This window comes from Bizionia sp. (assembly GCF_048259285.1).
Classification (GTDB): domain Bacteria; phylum Bacteroidota; class Bacteroidia; order Flavobacteriales; family Flavobacteriaceae; genus Algorimicrobium; species Algorimicrobium hallyeonense.
In genome coordinates this window covers 55866-70035 of sequence record NZ_JBLXHU010000007.1, presented here as the reverse complement: position 1 = coordinate 70035, position 14170 = coordinate 55866, and the positions used below count along the sequence as shown (strand labels likewise).

12 protein-coding genes are annotated in these 14170 nt (G+C 33.2%); 4 read left to right on the top strand and 8 right to left on the bottom strand.

The features are described from left to right. Positions 1-34: 34 nt before the first annotated feature. Positions 35-937, bottom strand: a complete 903-nt coding sequence (locus ACN0QX_RS05475) for a NifU family protein (protein WP_248397661.1) — start codon at positions 935-937, stop codon at positions 35-37. A gap of 255 nt (positions 938-1192) precedes the next feature. Between ACN0QX_RS05475 and ACN0QX_RS05470 the strand changes: the two genes are divergently transcribed. From ACN0QX_RS05470 to ACN0QX_RS05455, 4 genes are all read left to right on the top strand, one after another. Then, the gene (locus ACN0QX_RS05470) at positions 1193-2194 is read left to right on the top strand and encodes a type IX secretion system membrane protein PorP/SprF (RefSeq protein ID WP_248397663.1); all 1002 of its coding nucleotides are present in this window, start codon (positions 1193-1195) and stop codon (positions 2192-2194) included. 303 nt (positions 2195-2497) lie between these two features. Next, the gene (locus ACN0QX_RS05465; protein ID WP_417195816.1) at positions 2498-4591 is read left to right on the top strand and encodes a histidine kinase; all 2094 of its coding nucleotides are present in this window, start codon (positions 2498-2500) and stop codon (positions 4589-4591) included. Between the two features lie 69 nt (positions 4592-4660). Next, the gene (locus ACN0QX_RS05460) at positions 4661-5395 is read left to right on the top strand and encodes a LytR/AlgR family response regulator transcription factor (protein WP_417195815.1); all 735 of its coding nucleotides are present in this window, start codon (positions 4661-4663) and stop codon (positions 5393-5395) included. Between the two features lie 270 nt (positions 5396-5665). Continuing rightward, positions 5666-6181 (top strand): gamma carbonic anhydrase family protein, encoded by a 516-nt coding sequence (locus ACN0QX_RS05455; protein ID WP_417195814.1) that lies wholly within the window; start codon positions 5666-5668, stop codon positions 6179-6181. Positions 6182-6257: 76 nt separating this feature from the next. On the opposite strand, the gene ACN0QX_RS05450 is transcribed toward ACN0QX_RS05455, so the two are convergent. From ACN0QX_RS05450 to ACN0QX_RS05420, 7 genes are all read right to left on the bottom strand, one after another. Then, the gene (locus tag ACN0QX_RS05450; protein WP_417195813.1) at positions 6258-7463 is read right to left on the bottom strand and encodes a TlpA family protein disulfide reductase; all 1206 of its coding nucleotides are present in this window, start codon (positions 7461-7463) and stop codon (positions 6258-6260) included. 38 nt (positions 7464-7501) lie between these two features. Beyond that, a complete protein-coding gene (murI, locus tag ACN0QX_RS05445) occupies positions 7502-8281 on the bottom strand; it encodes a glutamate racemase (protein ID WP_417195812.1) in 780 nt (259 codons plus the stop codon). 62 nt (positions 8282-8343) lie between these two features. Continuing rightward, complete coding sequence (locus ACN0QX_RS05440) at positions 8344-8853, bottom strand: OmpH family outer membrane protein (protein ID WP_066248235.1); 510 nt, start codon at positions 8851-8853, stop codon at positions 8344-8346. A gap of 38 nt (positions 8854-8891) precedes the next feature. After that, positions 8892-9929 (bottom strand): OmpH family outer membrane protein, encoded by a 1038-nt coding sequence (locus ACN0QX_RS05435; protein WP_417195811.1) that lies wholly within the window; start codon positions 9927-9929, stop codon positions 8892-8894. A gap of 159 nt (positions 9930-10088) precedes the next feature. Next, positions 10089-12767, bottom strand: a complete 2679-nt coding sequence (locus ACN0QX_RS05430; RefSeq protein WP_417195810.1) for a BamA/OMP85 family outer membrane protein — start codon at positions 12765-12767, stop codon at positions 10089-10091. Further along, entirely contained in the window at positions 12700-13464 is a 765-nt protein-coding gene (locus ACN0QX_RS05425) for an isoprenyl transferase (RefSeq protein WP_371922397.1), read from the bottom strand. Before ACN0QX_RS05425 ends, ACN0QX_RS05430 begins: the two co-directional genes overlap by 68 nt. After that, entirely contained in the window at positions 13446-14135 is a 690-nt protein-coding gene (locus ACN0QX_RS05420; RefSeq protein WP_417195809.1) for a DUF6089 family protein, read from the bottom strand. The genes ACN0QX_RS05425 and ACN0QX_RS05420 overlap by 19 nt, the downstream gene beginning before the upstream one ends. Positions 14136-14170: the final 35 nt, after the last annotated feature.

Here is a 14170-nt window from a genome sequence, read left to right as displayed (position 1 = left end):
TATTAAGTTACTAATTATATTTCGGAATATAAAATTATCCGTTTAAGGCTTCAACTGTTTCCACACGACCTTTAAGCATTTCTTTTAGCATATTTTCAATACCATTTTTCAAGGTAAACGTAGACGATGGACAGCCACTACACGCACCTTGTAGAATAACTTTTACCGTTTTCGTTTCTGGATTGTAGGATTCAAATTGAATATTTCCACCATCACTAGCAACGGCAGGTTTTATATATTCTTCTAAAATGTTTATTATTTCTTTGGACGTATCATCGCGTGATTCATAGGTTTCGTCCAGTTTTTCACTTGTAATATTTAGTACTTCTTGCGCATTAGCATTTACGACTTCCTTACCATTTTCAATAAATGTTCGGATAAACTCGCGTAATTCCATGGTGATAGTTTCCCATTCTGCCATGTCATATTTAGTTACAGAAATGTAATTGTCTTCCATAAAAACACTTTTCACAAACGGAAAATGGAATAATTCTGTTGCTAATGGCGACACTTTAGCATCGTCTATGGATGTAAATTCATAAGTTGCAGTTACTAATTTTTTATTGGCTACAAACTTAATTACAGCAGGATTAGGTGTGCTTTCCGCATAAACCGTAATCGGTACTTTTTTTACCGTTGTGGTGTCGGTAATTACAACTCCACCCGAATTTAAGTATTCGGTAATTTGTTCTGCAACTTCCTCTTGAACATCAGGCCACTCGACAATATTAAAACGTTCAATAGCTATAAAATTACTTGATATATAAACCTTCTTCACAAAAGGTAAATAAAATAATTGCTGTGCTAAAGGTGAATTTTTAGCATCATCAATATTATTAAATTCAAAGCTTTGGTGCTTGGTTATAAACTGATTAAGTTCAAATTTTACAATTGTATTATTGGAAGTTTCTTGAATGGAAACTGTATATGGATTCATGATAAATATTTTTTTTGCAAAAATACTAAAAGAAAACTATAGATATCCATATATTTGAGTTTTAATGCTCGGTAAAATAGAGTTTAAAACTTATCAATTTCATGAAATTTGGTAAGGTTTAACTTTTGTAATGGAGTGATAAAAAGTAATTTTTATATATTTGGTCGCGGATTTATAATTTTATTGTAAAAACCGAGTTTTATATAAGGATAAAGATTTAGTGTGGTTTTACCAATCTACCTTGAAAAATATACTATGAGAATGAAAAGGTTTTTTTTAATAGCAGTTGTTGCCTTTTTTACACAGTTTGTAAAAGCCCAAGAAGGACTTCCTATTTATACCGATTATCTTACAGATAACTATTATTTAATTCACCCGTCTATGGCTGGTGTTGCCAATTGTGCTAAAATACGTATGACAGGTAGACAGCAATGGTTTGGCCATGAAAATGCGCCCAAACTATTAACCGTTAGTGCTAATGGTAGAATAGGTGAATCTAATTCTGGAATTGGGGCCATTTTTTACACGGATAAAAACGGATACCACTCGCAAAATGGTGCGTATTTAACGTATGCATACCAATTAATGTTTTCTAGAAATGAAGTAGATTTAAACATGCTTTCTTTCGGTTTAAGTGTTGGAGCTATCCAATATAAATTGGACGAGACAGCTTTCTTAAATGAATTACCAGATCGTATAATTTCAGGAATCGAACAAAGTTCAACCAACTTTAATATTGATTTCGGATTTTCATACTTCTTGTATAATTTCTACGCACATGCTACTGTAAAAAATATTCTAAATAATGAAGGGATTAATAACGATATCGAAATTACTAGTAATTTAAGACGTTATTTATTCTCTACAGGTATTGTTTTAGGGAAGTTTGGTAGTGAATGGACTTATGAGCCATCCATCATGTTTCAATATAAAGATGGTACAAAAGAATCGTCCATTGACATCAATGCGAAAGTTTACAAAGAAATGGATTTCGGAAAGCTTTGGGGAGGTTTATCCTACCGTCGTAGTTTAGATGGTGCCGAATATATTGATGGCGGAAGTGTTAATAGCCAAAAATTACAATATATTTCACCACTTGTAGGTGTTAATTTTAAAGAGTTTATGGTTGCATATACCTATTCATACCAATCAAATTCAGTTGTATTCAACAATGGTGGTTTTCACCAAATAACATTAGGTTATAACTTTGGTTGCAGAAAAGAGCGTTATCACTGTGCTTGTCCGGCAATTAATTAAGACATACAATTCAAATAATTTAAAACTCGGAATAACCTTCCGAGTTTTTTTTATGTTGTTTAATTTTATTTGAATAAAACCCAGAATGTGTGAAAGCCCTATTTTAATTAGGGAATGAATTTAATCAGCTTGTAAACAACACTTTTTAACTTAAAATCTTCACCGTATTTGCAAATACGTATTTTATAATACCGCTTAAAGTACGTAAGTTTATACATGTAAATTTTAATAATGAAATCTTTTTTAACCGCTCTTTTGTTTCTGTTCCTGTACGTCAGTCCCTACATGGTCTATGCGCAGGAAATGTCAACATCATCTAATAGGCAACAAACTGTTTTTACAGTTCGTGGGTCGGTATATGATGCTGAATTTAGTAAGCCCATTCCAAAAGTTAATATTGAGGTAAATGGTGGCGCATATACCACAACAAATATGGCTGGTGAATTTAGAATTCAGGCAAAAAGAGGTGATGAATTAGTGATAAGGCATAAAGATTTCCAAACCGTTTACTACACCATAAAAGATAACGAACGCATAAAAATAGAAGTGCGAGCAAATGAGTTAACATCTGAAGCGCCAAAAATAAATCAAGAGTCAACTTTTAATGCATCTATAGATTCTGCGGAAACCTATTTAAAAACAGATATAGAAAAAAGCTTGCAATTTATTACAGAAGCGCTTTCCAAAAGTCGCTTTATTAACGAAAATGCGCAAGTATATGAAGTTTTAGGTGATGTATATATTCATTGGAAACAATATGATTTAGCAATTAGTAATTATCGCATTAGCCTTCAAAGCGTGACAACCAATGCTGTTTTATTAAAGTTAGCCAAAGCCTATTGGTTAAATAGTAATTATCAAGAAAGTCTTTCAGTTTATAGCAATATTTCGGAAGTCGATTTAAGTAATTTTCAAAAAGTCCAATTATATGAAGGTTTTGGAGATACCTTTAGCAGTATTCAAAATTATAGAAATGCCTTAAAATCCTATACTACGGCTTTAGAATTTGCAGATCAATACAGGATAAAGCCTAAAATAACCGATTTAAATTCGAAAATAGCCCAAGTGTTGAGTGAAACTGGGAATAAAAAAGAAGCGGAAGATTACTTTGATAATGCTTTAAAATTAGCCTTTCAAGAAACCGGTTCGCGTGCTGTGGAGGAGAAAGTGAAAGTGGCCGATTTCAAAAATAGAAGTCAAAATTTTTCTGATGAAATTGAACTGCGAAAACAAGCCATACAAGCCATTCAAAATATTGAGTTAGATTCGGCTATCGGTAATGAAAGTGCGTTAACTGTTCAAAAACAAAATTATAAAATTGGAAATGCCTATTATTTACAGAAGGATTTTGGTAGTGCCAAGGCCTATTTAGAAAAAAGTATTGACGAAGCCAGTGAAAAAAATGATTTGGTGGTTGCTAAAGATGCTAAGCGTAAATTATCTGAAGTTTATAGTAGTTCTGGAGAGTATGATAAAGCACTAGAAACTTACAAAGAATATACTGATTTAGTTGAAGCTCTGTACATAAAAAAAGAACAAGAAATTATTCAAGCAGCCAGATTTAGTAAAGAAATTGCAGAAAAGCAAAATCGGATTACCAGTTTGGAATCCGATAGACAATTATCAGAAAGTAAGTATCAATTAACATCAGAACGTAACAAGCGTCAGCAGCTCATAATCTACTCTTTAATTGGAGGATTATTGTTGCTTTTGGTTACGGCTTATTTTATGTATAAATACATTAAACAACAACGTTTGGCAAATAATTTATTAGCTTTAAAATCGTTGCGTAGCCAAATGAATCCGCATTTTATTTTTAATGCCTTAAACTCCGTAAATAGTTTTATAGCGGCTAATGATGAGCGAACAGCTAATAGATATTTATCCGATTTTTCCCATCTCATGCGTTCCGTTTTAGAAAATAGTGAAGCTGATTTTATTCCCTTGGAAAAAGAGATTGCCCTGTTGGACCTTTACACGAAATTGGAGCATTTCCGGTTCCAAGATAAATTTGATTATGAGATAACCATTGCGGATAATGTGGTTGTTTCCGACTTTCAAATTCCACCTATGCTGTTACAACCGTATATAGAAAATGCAGTATGGCATGGTTTACGTTATAAAACAACCAAAGGGTTGTTGTCCATTAGAATCTGTAAAACAAGCGAAACAGAACTAACGATTACCATTTCTGATAATGGTATTGGTCGCGAACGTTCTAAAGAATTAAAAACTGATAATCAGAAAAAGCATAACTCACAAGGCATGAGTAATATTCAAAAACGGGTGTCTATTTTAAATGATATGTATCAGGATAAAGTAGATGTAAGCATTTCCGATTTTCAGGATGAAGAAGATGCAGGAACCCAAGTGATTGTCACATTGAAAAAAGATTGATTATCGCATATTAAGACAACTTAATTTGTAAACAAAAGAATGAGAGCCCAAATCTAAAAAAATAAGAATATGAAACTAAAAGCTATAATAGTCGAAGACGAACATACTAGTAGAGATATTTTAAAAAACTACTTAACACGCTACTGTCCAAATGTCCAGGTTTTAGGTGAAGCAGAAAACGTGGAGGAAGCACTCATTTTAATTAGAAATAACGAACTAGATTTGGTGTTTCTAGATGTGGAAATGCCTTATGGAAATGCCTTCGATTTATTAGAAAAAGTAGGCGATATTAATTTTGAAACCATATTTGTAACAGCCTATAATCACTATGCTATGGATGCGTTAAATGCGCACGCATCGTATTATTTAATGAAGCCAATTTCTATTGATGAATTAATTAAAGCGGTGGATTATGTAACTGAAATTAAACAGAAAGAATCCGCGCTTCAAGATCAGGTTTTAGTCCCTAAAATACAGGTGATTTCAGGAAAAATAACCGTACCACAGCAGGATGGGTTTGAAGTCATCAACACAGCAGATATTTTGTATTGCAAAGCCGATGATAACTACACGGAGATTTATTTAAATAATGAGAAAAAGAAATTGGTAAGTAAGACCTTGAAGTATTTTGAAGATGCGTTGATGGATAGCCACTTTTCACGCGTGCATAAATCCTATTTAGTAAACGTCAACGAGATTGTAAAATACGTGAAAGGAAAGGGTGGAAGTGTTGTGTTGAGTAATGGGAAGCAAGTGAGTGTTTCGGCTTCTAGAAAAGCGGAATTGTTGGCTTTTTTTAAATAGAATTCCTGCAAAAGCAGGAATTTCATAGCTTTAAATACAGCACTTCAAATTTAACACAAGCGTTAACCATTTCAAGCGAAGCGAGAACTAATAAATTTTTTATATCACCCTAGATTTCCAAACCTATCAGGTTTTAGAAACCTTTTAGGTCATTTAGGCCTTTCTCAAAACCATTCAGTAAGAGTAGAAATATTAATCTCAAAAATAATCCTACATTAGCAATTCATAAAAACGAATACTCAAAACATAATTTATAAAAGCAACATTATTATGCCTGTTATCAAACCCGTAAACGGAAAAGCACCAAACATACCAACTAATTGTTATATTGCCGAAAACGCCACCATTGTTGGCGATGTTTCAATAGGTTCAAACTGCAGTGTTTGGTTTAATGCCGTAATTCGTGGTGATGTTCATTATATTAAAATGGGAAATAAAGTGAATGTTCAGGATGGTGCCATTATTCATGCTACATATCAGAAATCGCCAACCACCATAGGAAATAATGTGTCTATTGGACATAATGCTATCGTACATGGGTGTACCATCCATGATAATGTACTTATTGGTATGGGTAGTATAGTAATGGATGATTGTGTTGTAGAAAGCAATAGTATTATTGCTGCAGGTGCTGTGTTAACCAAAAATACACATGTAGAATCAAATAGCATTTATGCAGGCATTCCAGCTAAAAAAGTAAAGGATATTAGCCAAGAATTAATTTCAGGTGAAATTAATAGAATAGCCGAAAACTACGTGACATATTCGGGTTGGTTTAAGGAGTAGATTCTTTTTTTATATAATTTAGACTTTGATGAAATGGTATTATTGAGATTTTAAAACGGTATTGTTTTCTAATAGATTAATTTTTTTGAAAGGTGTAAACTTTAGTTTTTGTCTTACTATCCTTAATGCTGAAACCGCATTTCAATAGACTTTCCGTAATTGTTCTTTCTGACGAGAAATCGATTTCAAAATCATAATAATTTGTGTTTTTTGAATTAAAGTGATAATAATAATTTGTGTTTTTGTTTAGTGCCCCTACTAATTTCTCAATGGTGTATTTGTAAAATATACTTTTGTTTTTCCCAAGCTTTAAAGTAGATGTTGTTTCTACTTTTGTTTTCGGAAGTAACTTTGTGTTTTCTATTGTGATTTCCTTAATTGAAATTACGCCAAAATCAGAATTTTTTTTAAAACCAGTATAGCTTAAAATTTCTTGTTCTAATTTAGATAAAGCTTCTGGATTAAAATTCGAATTTTTGTATAGTACATCGTATGTTTTTAAAGTGTCTTTAGGTTTGATGATTATTTGGTTGTGTTTATAGCCAAGACTTAACATAATATCCTTCAAAGTAACAGCGCTTAAAAGTGATAATTTGGATATTCGAGGAGCACTCTTAATTTGATAATTATATTTTGGTGATTCTTGAATATCTAAATAATAATCAATACTATCATTTTTAGCTAAATACATTAGCATGCTTAATGAACTTTCAGATTTCTTTTTATATAATGAATTAAATATTTGTTTATCATCCTTATAAATAGTTTTCTGTTCTGTAAATAATCTATCATTCAAAAAGTCTTCTAACACAAATTCATTGAGCTGACTAGCTGTTCCTATCCATTTTATATAACCATCTTTACCAATTAGAATTGTTAGAGGAAGTCTAGTAATACCTCTCTTGCCATCACCATAAACAATTTGAGTTTGACTTTTGATGTCGGAAACTACAATAGACTCAAAATGAACCCTTTCTAATAATTTTTTAACCTTCACAACTTCTTCGTTGGTTATAGAAACGAAATATAATTCTTTATTTTCTCTAAATATATTTTGTAAATCGTTAAGATGTGGAACATTTTTTAAACATGGTGCACACCAAGTTGCCCAAAACTCCAAAACTATATATTTATGGTTAAGATTCTTATCATTGGGAACATTAGCAATCCAATCCGTTATGGTAATTGGTGGAGCTTGTTGTTTTGTTGAAATATTATTTTGACTGAAGATACAACTTGAACCGGAAATTAGAAATAAAAGAAATAGGATGTTTTTTAACATTATAGGAGGTATTATGATTACTATTTATGTTTTCTTTCTTAAAAATCCAAATAAGAAATATCATGATTACCACCTAAAAGCGTGGTAATAACCTCTGTACTTGCATTGGTGTTAAATTGCCACTTCCCTTTAGTCATGGATCTATTTAATAAATTATTCTCTTTTAAAATAAGTTCCGTCTGTTTGGCAACTGCTTCTCCAGAATCAATAATTTTAACCTGCTCTGGCAATAACTCTAATAGCTGTGGAAGTAAATAGGGGTAGTGCGTACAGCCTAACACTAAATAATCAATATTGGCTTTAATCATGGGTTGTAAATAGAGTTTTAATAACCCTGTCATTTCAGATGAATTTAATTTACCCGATTCAATTAATTGCACTATACCTTCGCCTTCTTGTTCTATAACTTGTATATGCCGACTATATAAATCTGCTGCTTGATGAAATAATTCGCTGGACAAGGTGCCGCGAGTGGCAAGAATACCAATGGCTTTGGTTTTAGTATTTAAAGCTGCTGGTTTAATAGCAGGTTCAATACCTATAAAGGGAATTGGAAATTTTTCGCGAAGTATTTTTATGGAATTGGTTGTCGCGGTGTTGCAAGCCACAACAATGAGTTTGCAACCTTTGGACATTAGGTGTTCGGTGTTTTTGATACTTAATTGAATAATTTCCTGCTGCGTTTTAGTACCATAGGGCGAGTTTTTACTATCGGCAAGGTAAATGGTATTCTCATGTGGTAAACGCAGGTGGAGCTCGTTCCAAATGGACGTGCCACCAACACCAGAATCGAATATACCAATAGGTTTTGTGCTCATATACCAAAAATAAAAAAGCCACTTGATATAAGTGGCTTTTTATAGAATATTTTAAAAAAAGATTAGATACCTAACGCTTTCTTAACATCGTCTAATAAATTTTTACCGTCGGCCATGATTACACCACCACCTTGTGTAGAATCAAGTACATACTCAAAACCTTGAGCTCTTGCTACTTTTAAGATAGCTGCTTTGGCTTTTTCAGTAATAGGCTTTAATAAGTCTACTTCTTTCTTTTGCATGTCTTGTTGCGCAGTACCACGATATTGTTGGATGTTTTGCTCCATAGTTTGAACTTCAATCAAACGTTTTTGGTTTTCTTCATCCGTTTTTGTTGGTGCTTCCGCTTCGTATTGCTTCATTTTATTTTGGTATTCAGTTACCATAGCTTTAATATCAGCTTCATACGTTTTGCCCAATTTTTCCATTTCAGATTGTGCTGTTGACATTTCTGGCATAGATTTAATTAAATCTTGGGTATTAATGTGCGCAACTTTGCTTTGAGCTTGTGTAAAACTGGTTGCTCCAATAAATAATGCTGCTGCAAATAAAAGGGTTTTGAATTGTTTCATTTTAAAAATAGTATTAATGTGTGTTATAAATTTAATTATTAATTATCGCCTTCATCCTCGTCTGGCGTGTCTTCATTTGTGTTGTTTCTAGCTTTTTCACGCTCTAAACGTGCTTGTTCTCTTTCGGCTAGAATTCGTTGCTTACGTTCTTCTAATTCTTGTTTTCTGCGCGCACGATCATCTAATTTTTCCTGTCTGCGCTCTTCAGCAATTTGCTCTGGGGTTTTTACCTCTTCAGAGTCTGTATTGTTTTTGTTATTTTCAGTAACAGTTGTTTCTTCTACCTCATCTTCGGCTTCATCAGCTTCATTGTCCTGATTACGGCTGTTTAATTTTTCTTCACGCGCTAAATTACGAGCTTCAATAATACTGTCACGACGTTTTTGAGCTGCTAATTTACGTGCTTCACGTTCGTTCATTATTTCGTTTTTGCGTTCGTCAGCAGCTTCTTGTTTTGCTTCTAATTCTTCATCAACTTCAATAACCAGATTTTCATCTTGGGCAGCCTGTTTTTCTGCTCTAGAACCTGCTTGGGTACGTTTAGCACTACGGGTTAAACTTCTAATAACTTGCTCGCTAAAATCATACCGTTTTGCTGAATACAGCATCACTACATCAGCTGATTTATCAAAAACAAAATCATATTTCTTGGCTTCTGCAATATCTTGGACCGCAGAAAAAATTTGATCTTGAATGGGTTGAATGAGTTGCTTTTTCTGAATCATTAAGTCGCCATTAGGACCAAAACGCTTTTGCTGATAATCTAATATTTCTTTTTCTTCAAAAGCAATATCCTCTTCACGCTCGGCAATTAATTCCTTAGTTAAAAGCGCTTTTTCATTGCTTAAATCTTTTCGCTTTTGCGCAATAGTTCCTAATTGTTGTTCAATTTCGCTTTTCCACTTTTGGACTTTTGTTTCCAATTGTGACGTTGCTTGTTGATATTCTGGAACATTTTCAAGAATGTATTCAGTGTCTATGTAGCCAATTCTTACACCACGTTGTGCAAAACTGGACATGCTTAACATGAATACTGTAGCCACTAAAAAAAGAACTTTTAATTTCATCTGTTTCATATTTTATAATTTATAACGTGTAAATTCTAAAACGACAGACTTTTTATATTATTCTATCCTTTTTAAATTACTGTTTTCAAAATTATGAATTTTAATTTGAAAATAATTTAAATCGGGATTTAATTAATTATAAGTGTTATAGAAAATATCGTGCCAAAATTAAAATTGTTGTCCAATAATAAAGTGCGTTTCCCATCCATTAGGTGATGTTTGTCCTGGAAGCGCATCGAATCCATAACCAAAATCAATACCTAATAAACCAAATGCTGGCATGAAAATACGAACACCTGCACCACTAGATCTGTATAAATTGAATGGGTTATAATCCTGAAAATCATTATAGGACACACCTCCTTCAACAAAACCTAAAAGATATATTTTAGCCGTTTGGCTCATACTAATTGGATAACGTAACTCCATAGAGAACTTATTATAAATAGTTCCACCATCGTTGGTAATATTATTTTCGCCATCAATTGGTTGAAGTGATTGGTTTGGATAACCACGAAGCGCAACGGCTTCACGTCCATCTAAACTGTAACTTCCTAAACCATCTCCTCCAAGGAAAAAACGCTCAAAAGGAATTACACCCCTTGCTTGGTTGTAAGCTCCTAAGAACCCGAATTCTACGCCAGATTTTACAATAAACTTACCAAATAGTCTGGTGTACCAGTCACCTTTCATTTTAATTTTATAAAATTCTAACCACTTAAAACGTTCTTGATCAATGGCACCTACTTGATTGGCTGCTTGATTTCTAATAATTGTAGAATTATTTGGATCGTTTTGAATCTCTAACCACGCATCTCGCTCTTCTATAAGCATATCGTAATCCACTCCATTAAACAATGAATATGGCAAAGATAGCTTAGCTGTAACACTAAAGTTAGATCCACCTGTTGGAAAAACAGGGTCATTATAAGTGTTGTTTCTACTTAAACCGATTGTGTAAGCCAGGTTGTTTGAATATCCATCACCAAAAGTAAATAGTCCGGTGTTATAGTTTTTTAAATTATAATGTTGAAAACTTACAGCTTGTGATAAAGTGAAATAATCATCAGGGATAGTTAAACGTTTGGCTAAACCAACTGTTATACCTGAAATATTAAAACGTTTATCGCGATCGGCATTTCCTGTTGTTGGATCATATAAAAATTGTGCCGAATGCGAAATAGATGTTGAAAATTGAACTGGTTTTTTTCCACCCATCCAAGGTTCTGTAAATGAGAAACTATAGGTTTGGTAAAAACGACTGGCTTGTAAACGCAATGCTAATTTTTGTCCATCACCACGAGGAACTGGCTTGTAAGCTTCAGGATTAAATATGTTTTTTAAAGAGAAGTTGTTAAATGATAAGCCTAAAGTACCAATAAAACCACCACCACCATAACCACCTTGTAGCTCTACTTGGCTTGATCCTGTTTCTACAACGCCATATTCCAAGTCAATAGTCCCTTCATTTGGATTGGGGTTATTAAAGTTGGTGGCAATTTGCTCTGGGTCGAAATAACCTAATTGACTTAACTCACGAATAGTACGAACAACATTAGCTTTACTATACAATTGACCAGGTCTAGTGTGTAATTCACGATATATAACCCGGTCATTAGTAACATCATTACCTACAACAGTAACGCTATTGAAATAAACAGGCTTACCTTCTGTAATACGGATCTCCATATCAATTACATTACCCTCTGTGTTAACTTCTACAGGGTTTATCGTAGAGAATAGATAACCGTTATTTTGGTATTGATTGGTAATATCTAACGCATCTGGTTTCGTTTCGTCTGCTATACGCTTTTCTAAAAGAACACCATTATAAATGTCGCCTTTATTAATTCGAAGAATACCTCTTAACTGTTGATCAGTGTATACGGTGTTTCCAATAAAGCTAATATCGCCAAAACGATATTGTTCACCTTCTTCAACCCTAATATTTATAGCAACATTTTTCTTGTCAATTCGGGAAATAGAATCTGAAATAACGCGTGCATCACGAAAACCATTTTCCTTCAATTTATCGATAACACTTTCTAAATCTTCTTTATAATCTGCTTCAATAAATTTAGACCGTTTAAAAATGCGTAAGAAATTTTTCTGTTTCGTGTTTTTCATGGCTTTTCGTAACTTCGAATCTGGAATTGCTGAATTCCCTTCAAAATTAATTTCGCTCACTTTTACTTTTTTGCCTTTATCAACATTTAAAACCATGTTTACGCCTGGACGTCCTGTAGAGTCTGGAACTTCAATTGTATTAATATGTACTTTCGTATTGTAGAAGCCTTCTTTTTGGTATTTATTTGTCAGGTAGTTTTTAGTAGTCGTGACCAAGTTTTCCGTAACTTTTACACCATTTTGTAAATTGTTTTCGGTAATAATATCATCCTTTTTAGATTTTTTAATACCGTTTATTTTCAGCTCCTTCAATTCTGGAAGATCAAAAAGACGAATTTCTAAATAAGCAACATCACCTTCTGTTTTAAGAAGGTACATATTAATGTCTCTAAATAAATTGGATTTCCAAAGCTTTCTAATGGCTTCGCTAATTTTATCACCAGGAATAAGGATTTCTTCCCCTTTTCTAAGTCCCGAATATGTAATAATAGTTTGCGGGCTAAAGTGTGTATCACCAGAAACTGAAATATCACCAAGGGTGTATTTCTTACCGGTTGGTGCTGGTTGTAATTCTTGTGCTTGGATGGTTAAACTGCTTACTAAAAATAAAAAAGTAAATAATAGTCCTATATAAGTTTTCAATGATGTGATATTAATGGAGTTGTTCACTTGTTTTCCCAAATCGTCGTTCTCTTTTTTGATATTCAATAATTGCTTCATACAAATTTTGCTTTGTAAAATCTGGCCAAAGCACCTGTGTAAAATATAATTCAGCGTATGCAATTTGCCACAATAGAAAGTTGCTTATGCGCTGCTCACCACTGGTTCTAATTAGTAAATCTACGTCTGGTAAATTTCGCGTGTAAAGATGCTCATTTATAACTGATTCATCAATTTTTTCCGCAGAAATTATATTATTTTTAACTTTAAGACTTATTTCCTTAACGGTATTTAGCAATTCTTCGCGTGAGCCATAACTTAAAGCTAGCGTTAAACACATCCGTTTATTGTTCTTTGTCTTTTCTATAACTTCCAATAATTCTTTATGTGCTTTTTTGGGTAAGGAGTCTAAACAACCAATAGCCGCTAAGCGAATGTTGTTTTCCTGAAGTGTTTTTATTTCCTTCTTTAATGAGGATACTAACAGCTTCATAAGTGTTTGCACTTCTAATTTTGGTCGATTCCAGTTTTCTGTTGAAAATGCATAGAGTGTTAAATTTTCTATACCCAATTCAGCCGAAGCTTCTACAATCTCGCGAACAGATTTGGAACCATTTTCATGTCCAATACTGCGCAATAAACCTTTTTGTTTTGCCCAACGGCCATTACCATCCATTATTATGGCTAGGTGCTTGGGTAAATAATCGGTATGTATGGAGTCTTTTAAGTTCACTTTTTTTAAAATACGCAGAAACATGGTTTCTTGCCGAATGTATATGTTAAGGTTAAACCTGTAAACATATACCAATCATTATTGTTTGTATTACCAAAGCCTACTGGGGCTTCATTGTCATAATCAGGAACACTTCCATCTATTTCATCTGAAAACGTATAACGCGCACCAATTTCGGCTGCAATAATAAGGTTTCCTAATACATTGGTTTTAAAGCCTAAAACCATGGGAATTCCATAGGCAAAACTAGAGGTGTTTTCATCTCTTAAAACGCCTTGTCTACTAAAATAAAAATTATCATGATAGGCTACAGAAATTCCTGAATATAAATAAGGAGTTGCTTTAATTCTACCGTCATGCAAGTCCCAATCGAAAAAAGTAAACTCCAATCCAGCAGATGCTTCAATAAGTTGGTTTGTAAAACTGTAATCACGTTGTTGTCGTCTTGGATCGTCTGATTTTGAGTCTTTACCTTCTAACTCGGTATAAATTACCGAAAACCGAAATGCATGACGTGGACTTCTGTTCCATTTGTATAATGCACCAATAGCTGGCTTGTTAGGCGCAATGTACTTAGAGCTACCAACATCTCCAATAAAATTACTGCCACCTAGAAACACACCCAATTCGTGGGTTTGCGATTGGCAGACGTGGTTGCTTAAAATTAGTAATAGTACGATGGTTAAATACCTCATAAACGTTTAAAAGTTTGCAAATATAATAAACTAAG

What these genes read in the sequence shown, in the direction of transcription:
- ACN0QX_RS05425 (WP_371922397.1), bottom strand. Translation starts at nt 13,464, where the DNA reads ATGTTTCTGCGTATTTTAAAAAAAGTGAACTTAAAAGACTCCATACAT.
- ACN0QX_RS05455 (WP_417195814.1), top strand. Translation starts at nt 5,666, where the DNA reads ATGCCTGTTATCAAACCCGTAAACGGAAAAGCACCAAACATACCAACT.
- ACN0QX_RS05465 (WP_417195816.1), top strand. Translation starts at nt 2,498, where the DNA reads ATGTCAACATCATCTAATAGGCAACAAACTGTTTTTACAGTTCGTGGG.
- ACN0QX_RS05440 (WP_066248235.1), bottom strand. Translation starts at nt 8,853, where the DNA reads ATGAAACAATTCAAAACCCTTTTATTTGCAGCAGCATTATTTATTGGA.
- murI (WP_417195812.1), bottom strand. Translation starts at nt 8,281, where the DNA reads ATGAGCACAAAACCTATTGGTATATTCGATTCTGGTGTTGGTGGCACG.
- ACN0QX_RS05470 (WP_248397663.1), top strand. Translation starts at nt 1,193, where the DNA reads ATGAGAATGAAAAGGTTTTTTTTAATAGCAGTTGTTGCCTTTTTTACA.
- ACN0QX_RS05460 (WP_417195815.1), top strand. Translation starts at nt 4,661, where the DNA reads ATGAAACTAAAAGCTATAATAGTCGAAGACGAACATACTAGTAGAGAT.
- ACN0QX_RS05430 (WP_417195810.1), bottom strand. Translation starts at nt 12,767, where the DNA reads ATGAAGCAATTATTGAATATCAAAAAAGAGAACGACGATTTGGGAAAA.
- ACN0QX_RS05420 (WP_417195809.1), bottom strand. Translation starts at nt 14,135, where the DNA reads ATGAGGTATTTAACCATCGTACTATTACTAATTTTAAGCAACCACGTC.
- ACN0QX_RS05435 (WP_417195811.1), bottom strand. Translation starts at nt 9,929, where the DNA reads ATGAAACAGATGAAATTAAAAGTTCTTTTTTTAGTGGCTACAGTATTC.
- ACN0QX_RS05450 (WP_417195813.1), bottom strand. Translation starts at nt 7,463, where the DNA reads ATGTTAAAAAACATCCTATTTCTTTTATTTCTAATTTCCGGTTCAAGT.
- ACN0QX_RS05475 (WP_248397661.1), bottom strand. Translation starts at nt 937, where the DNA reads ATGAATCCATATACAGTTTCCATTCAAGAAACTTCCAATAATACAATT.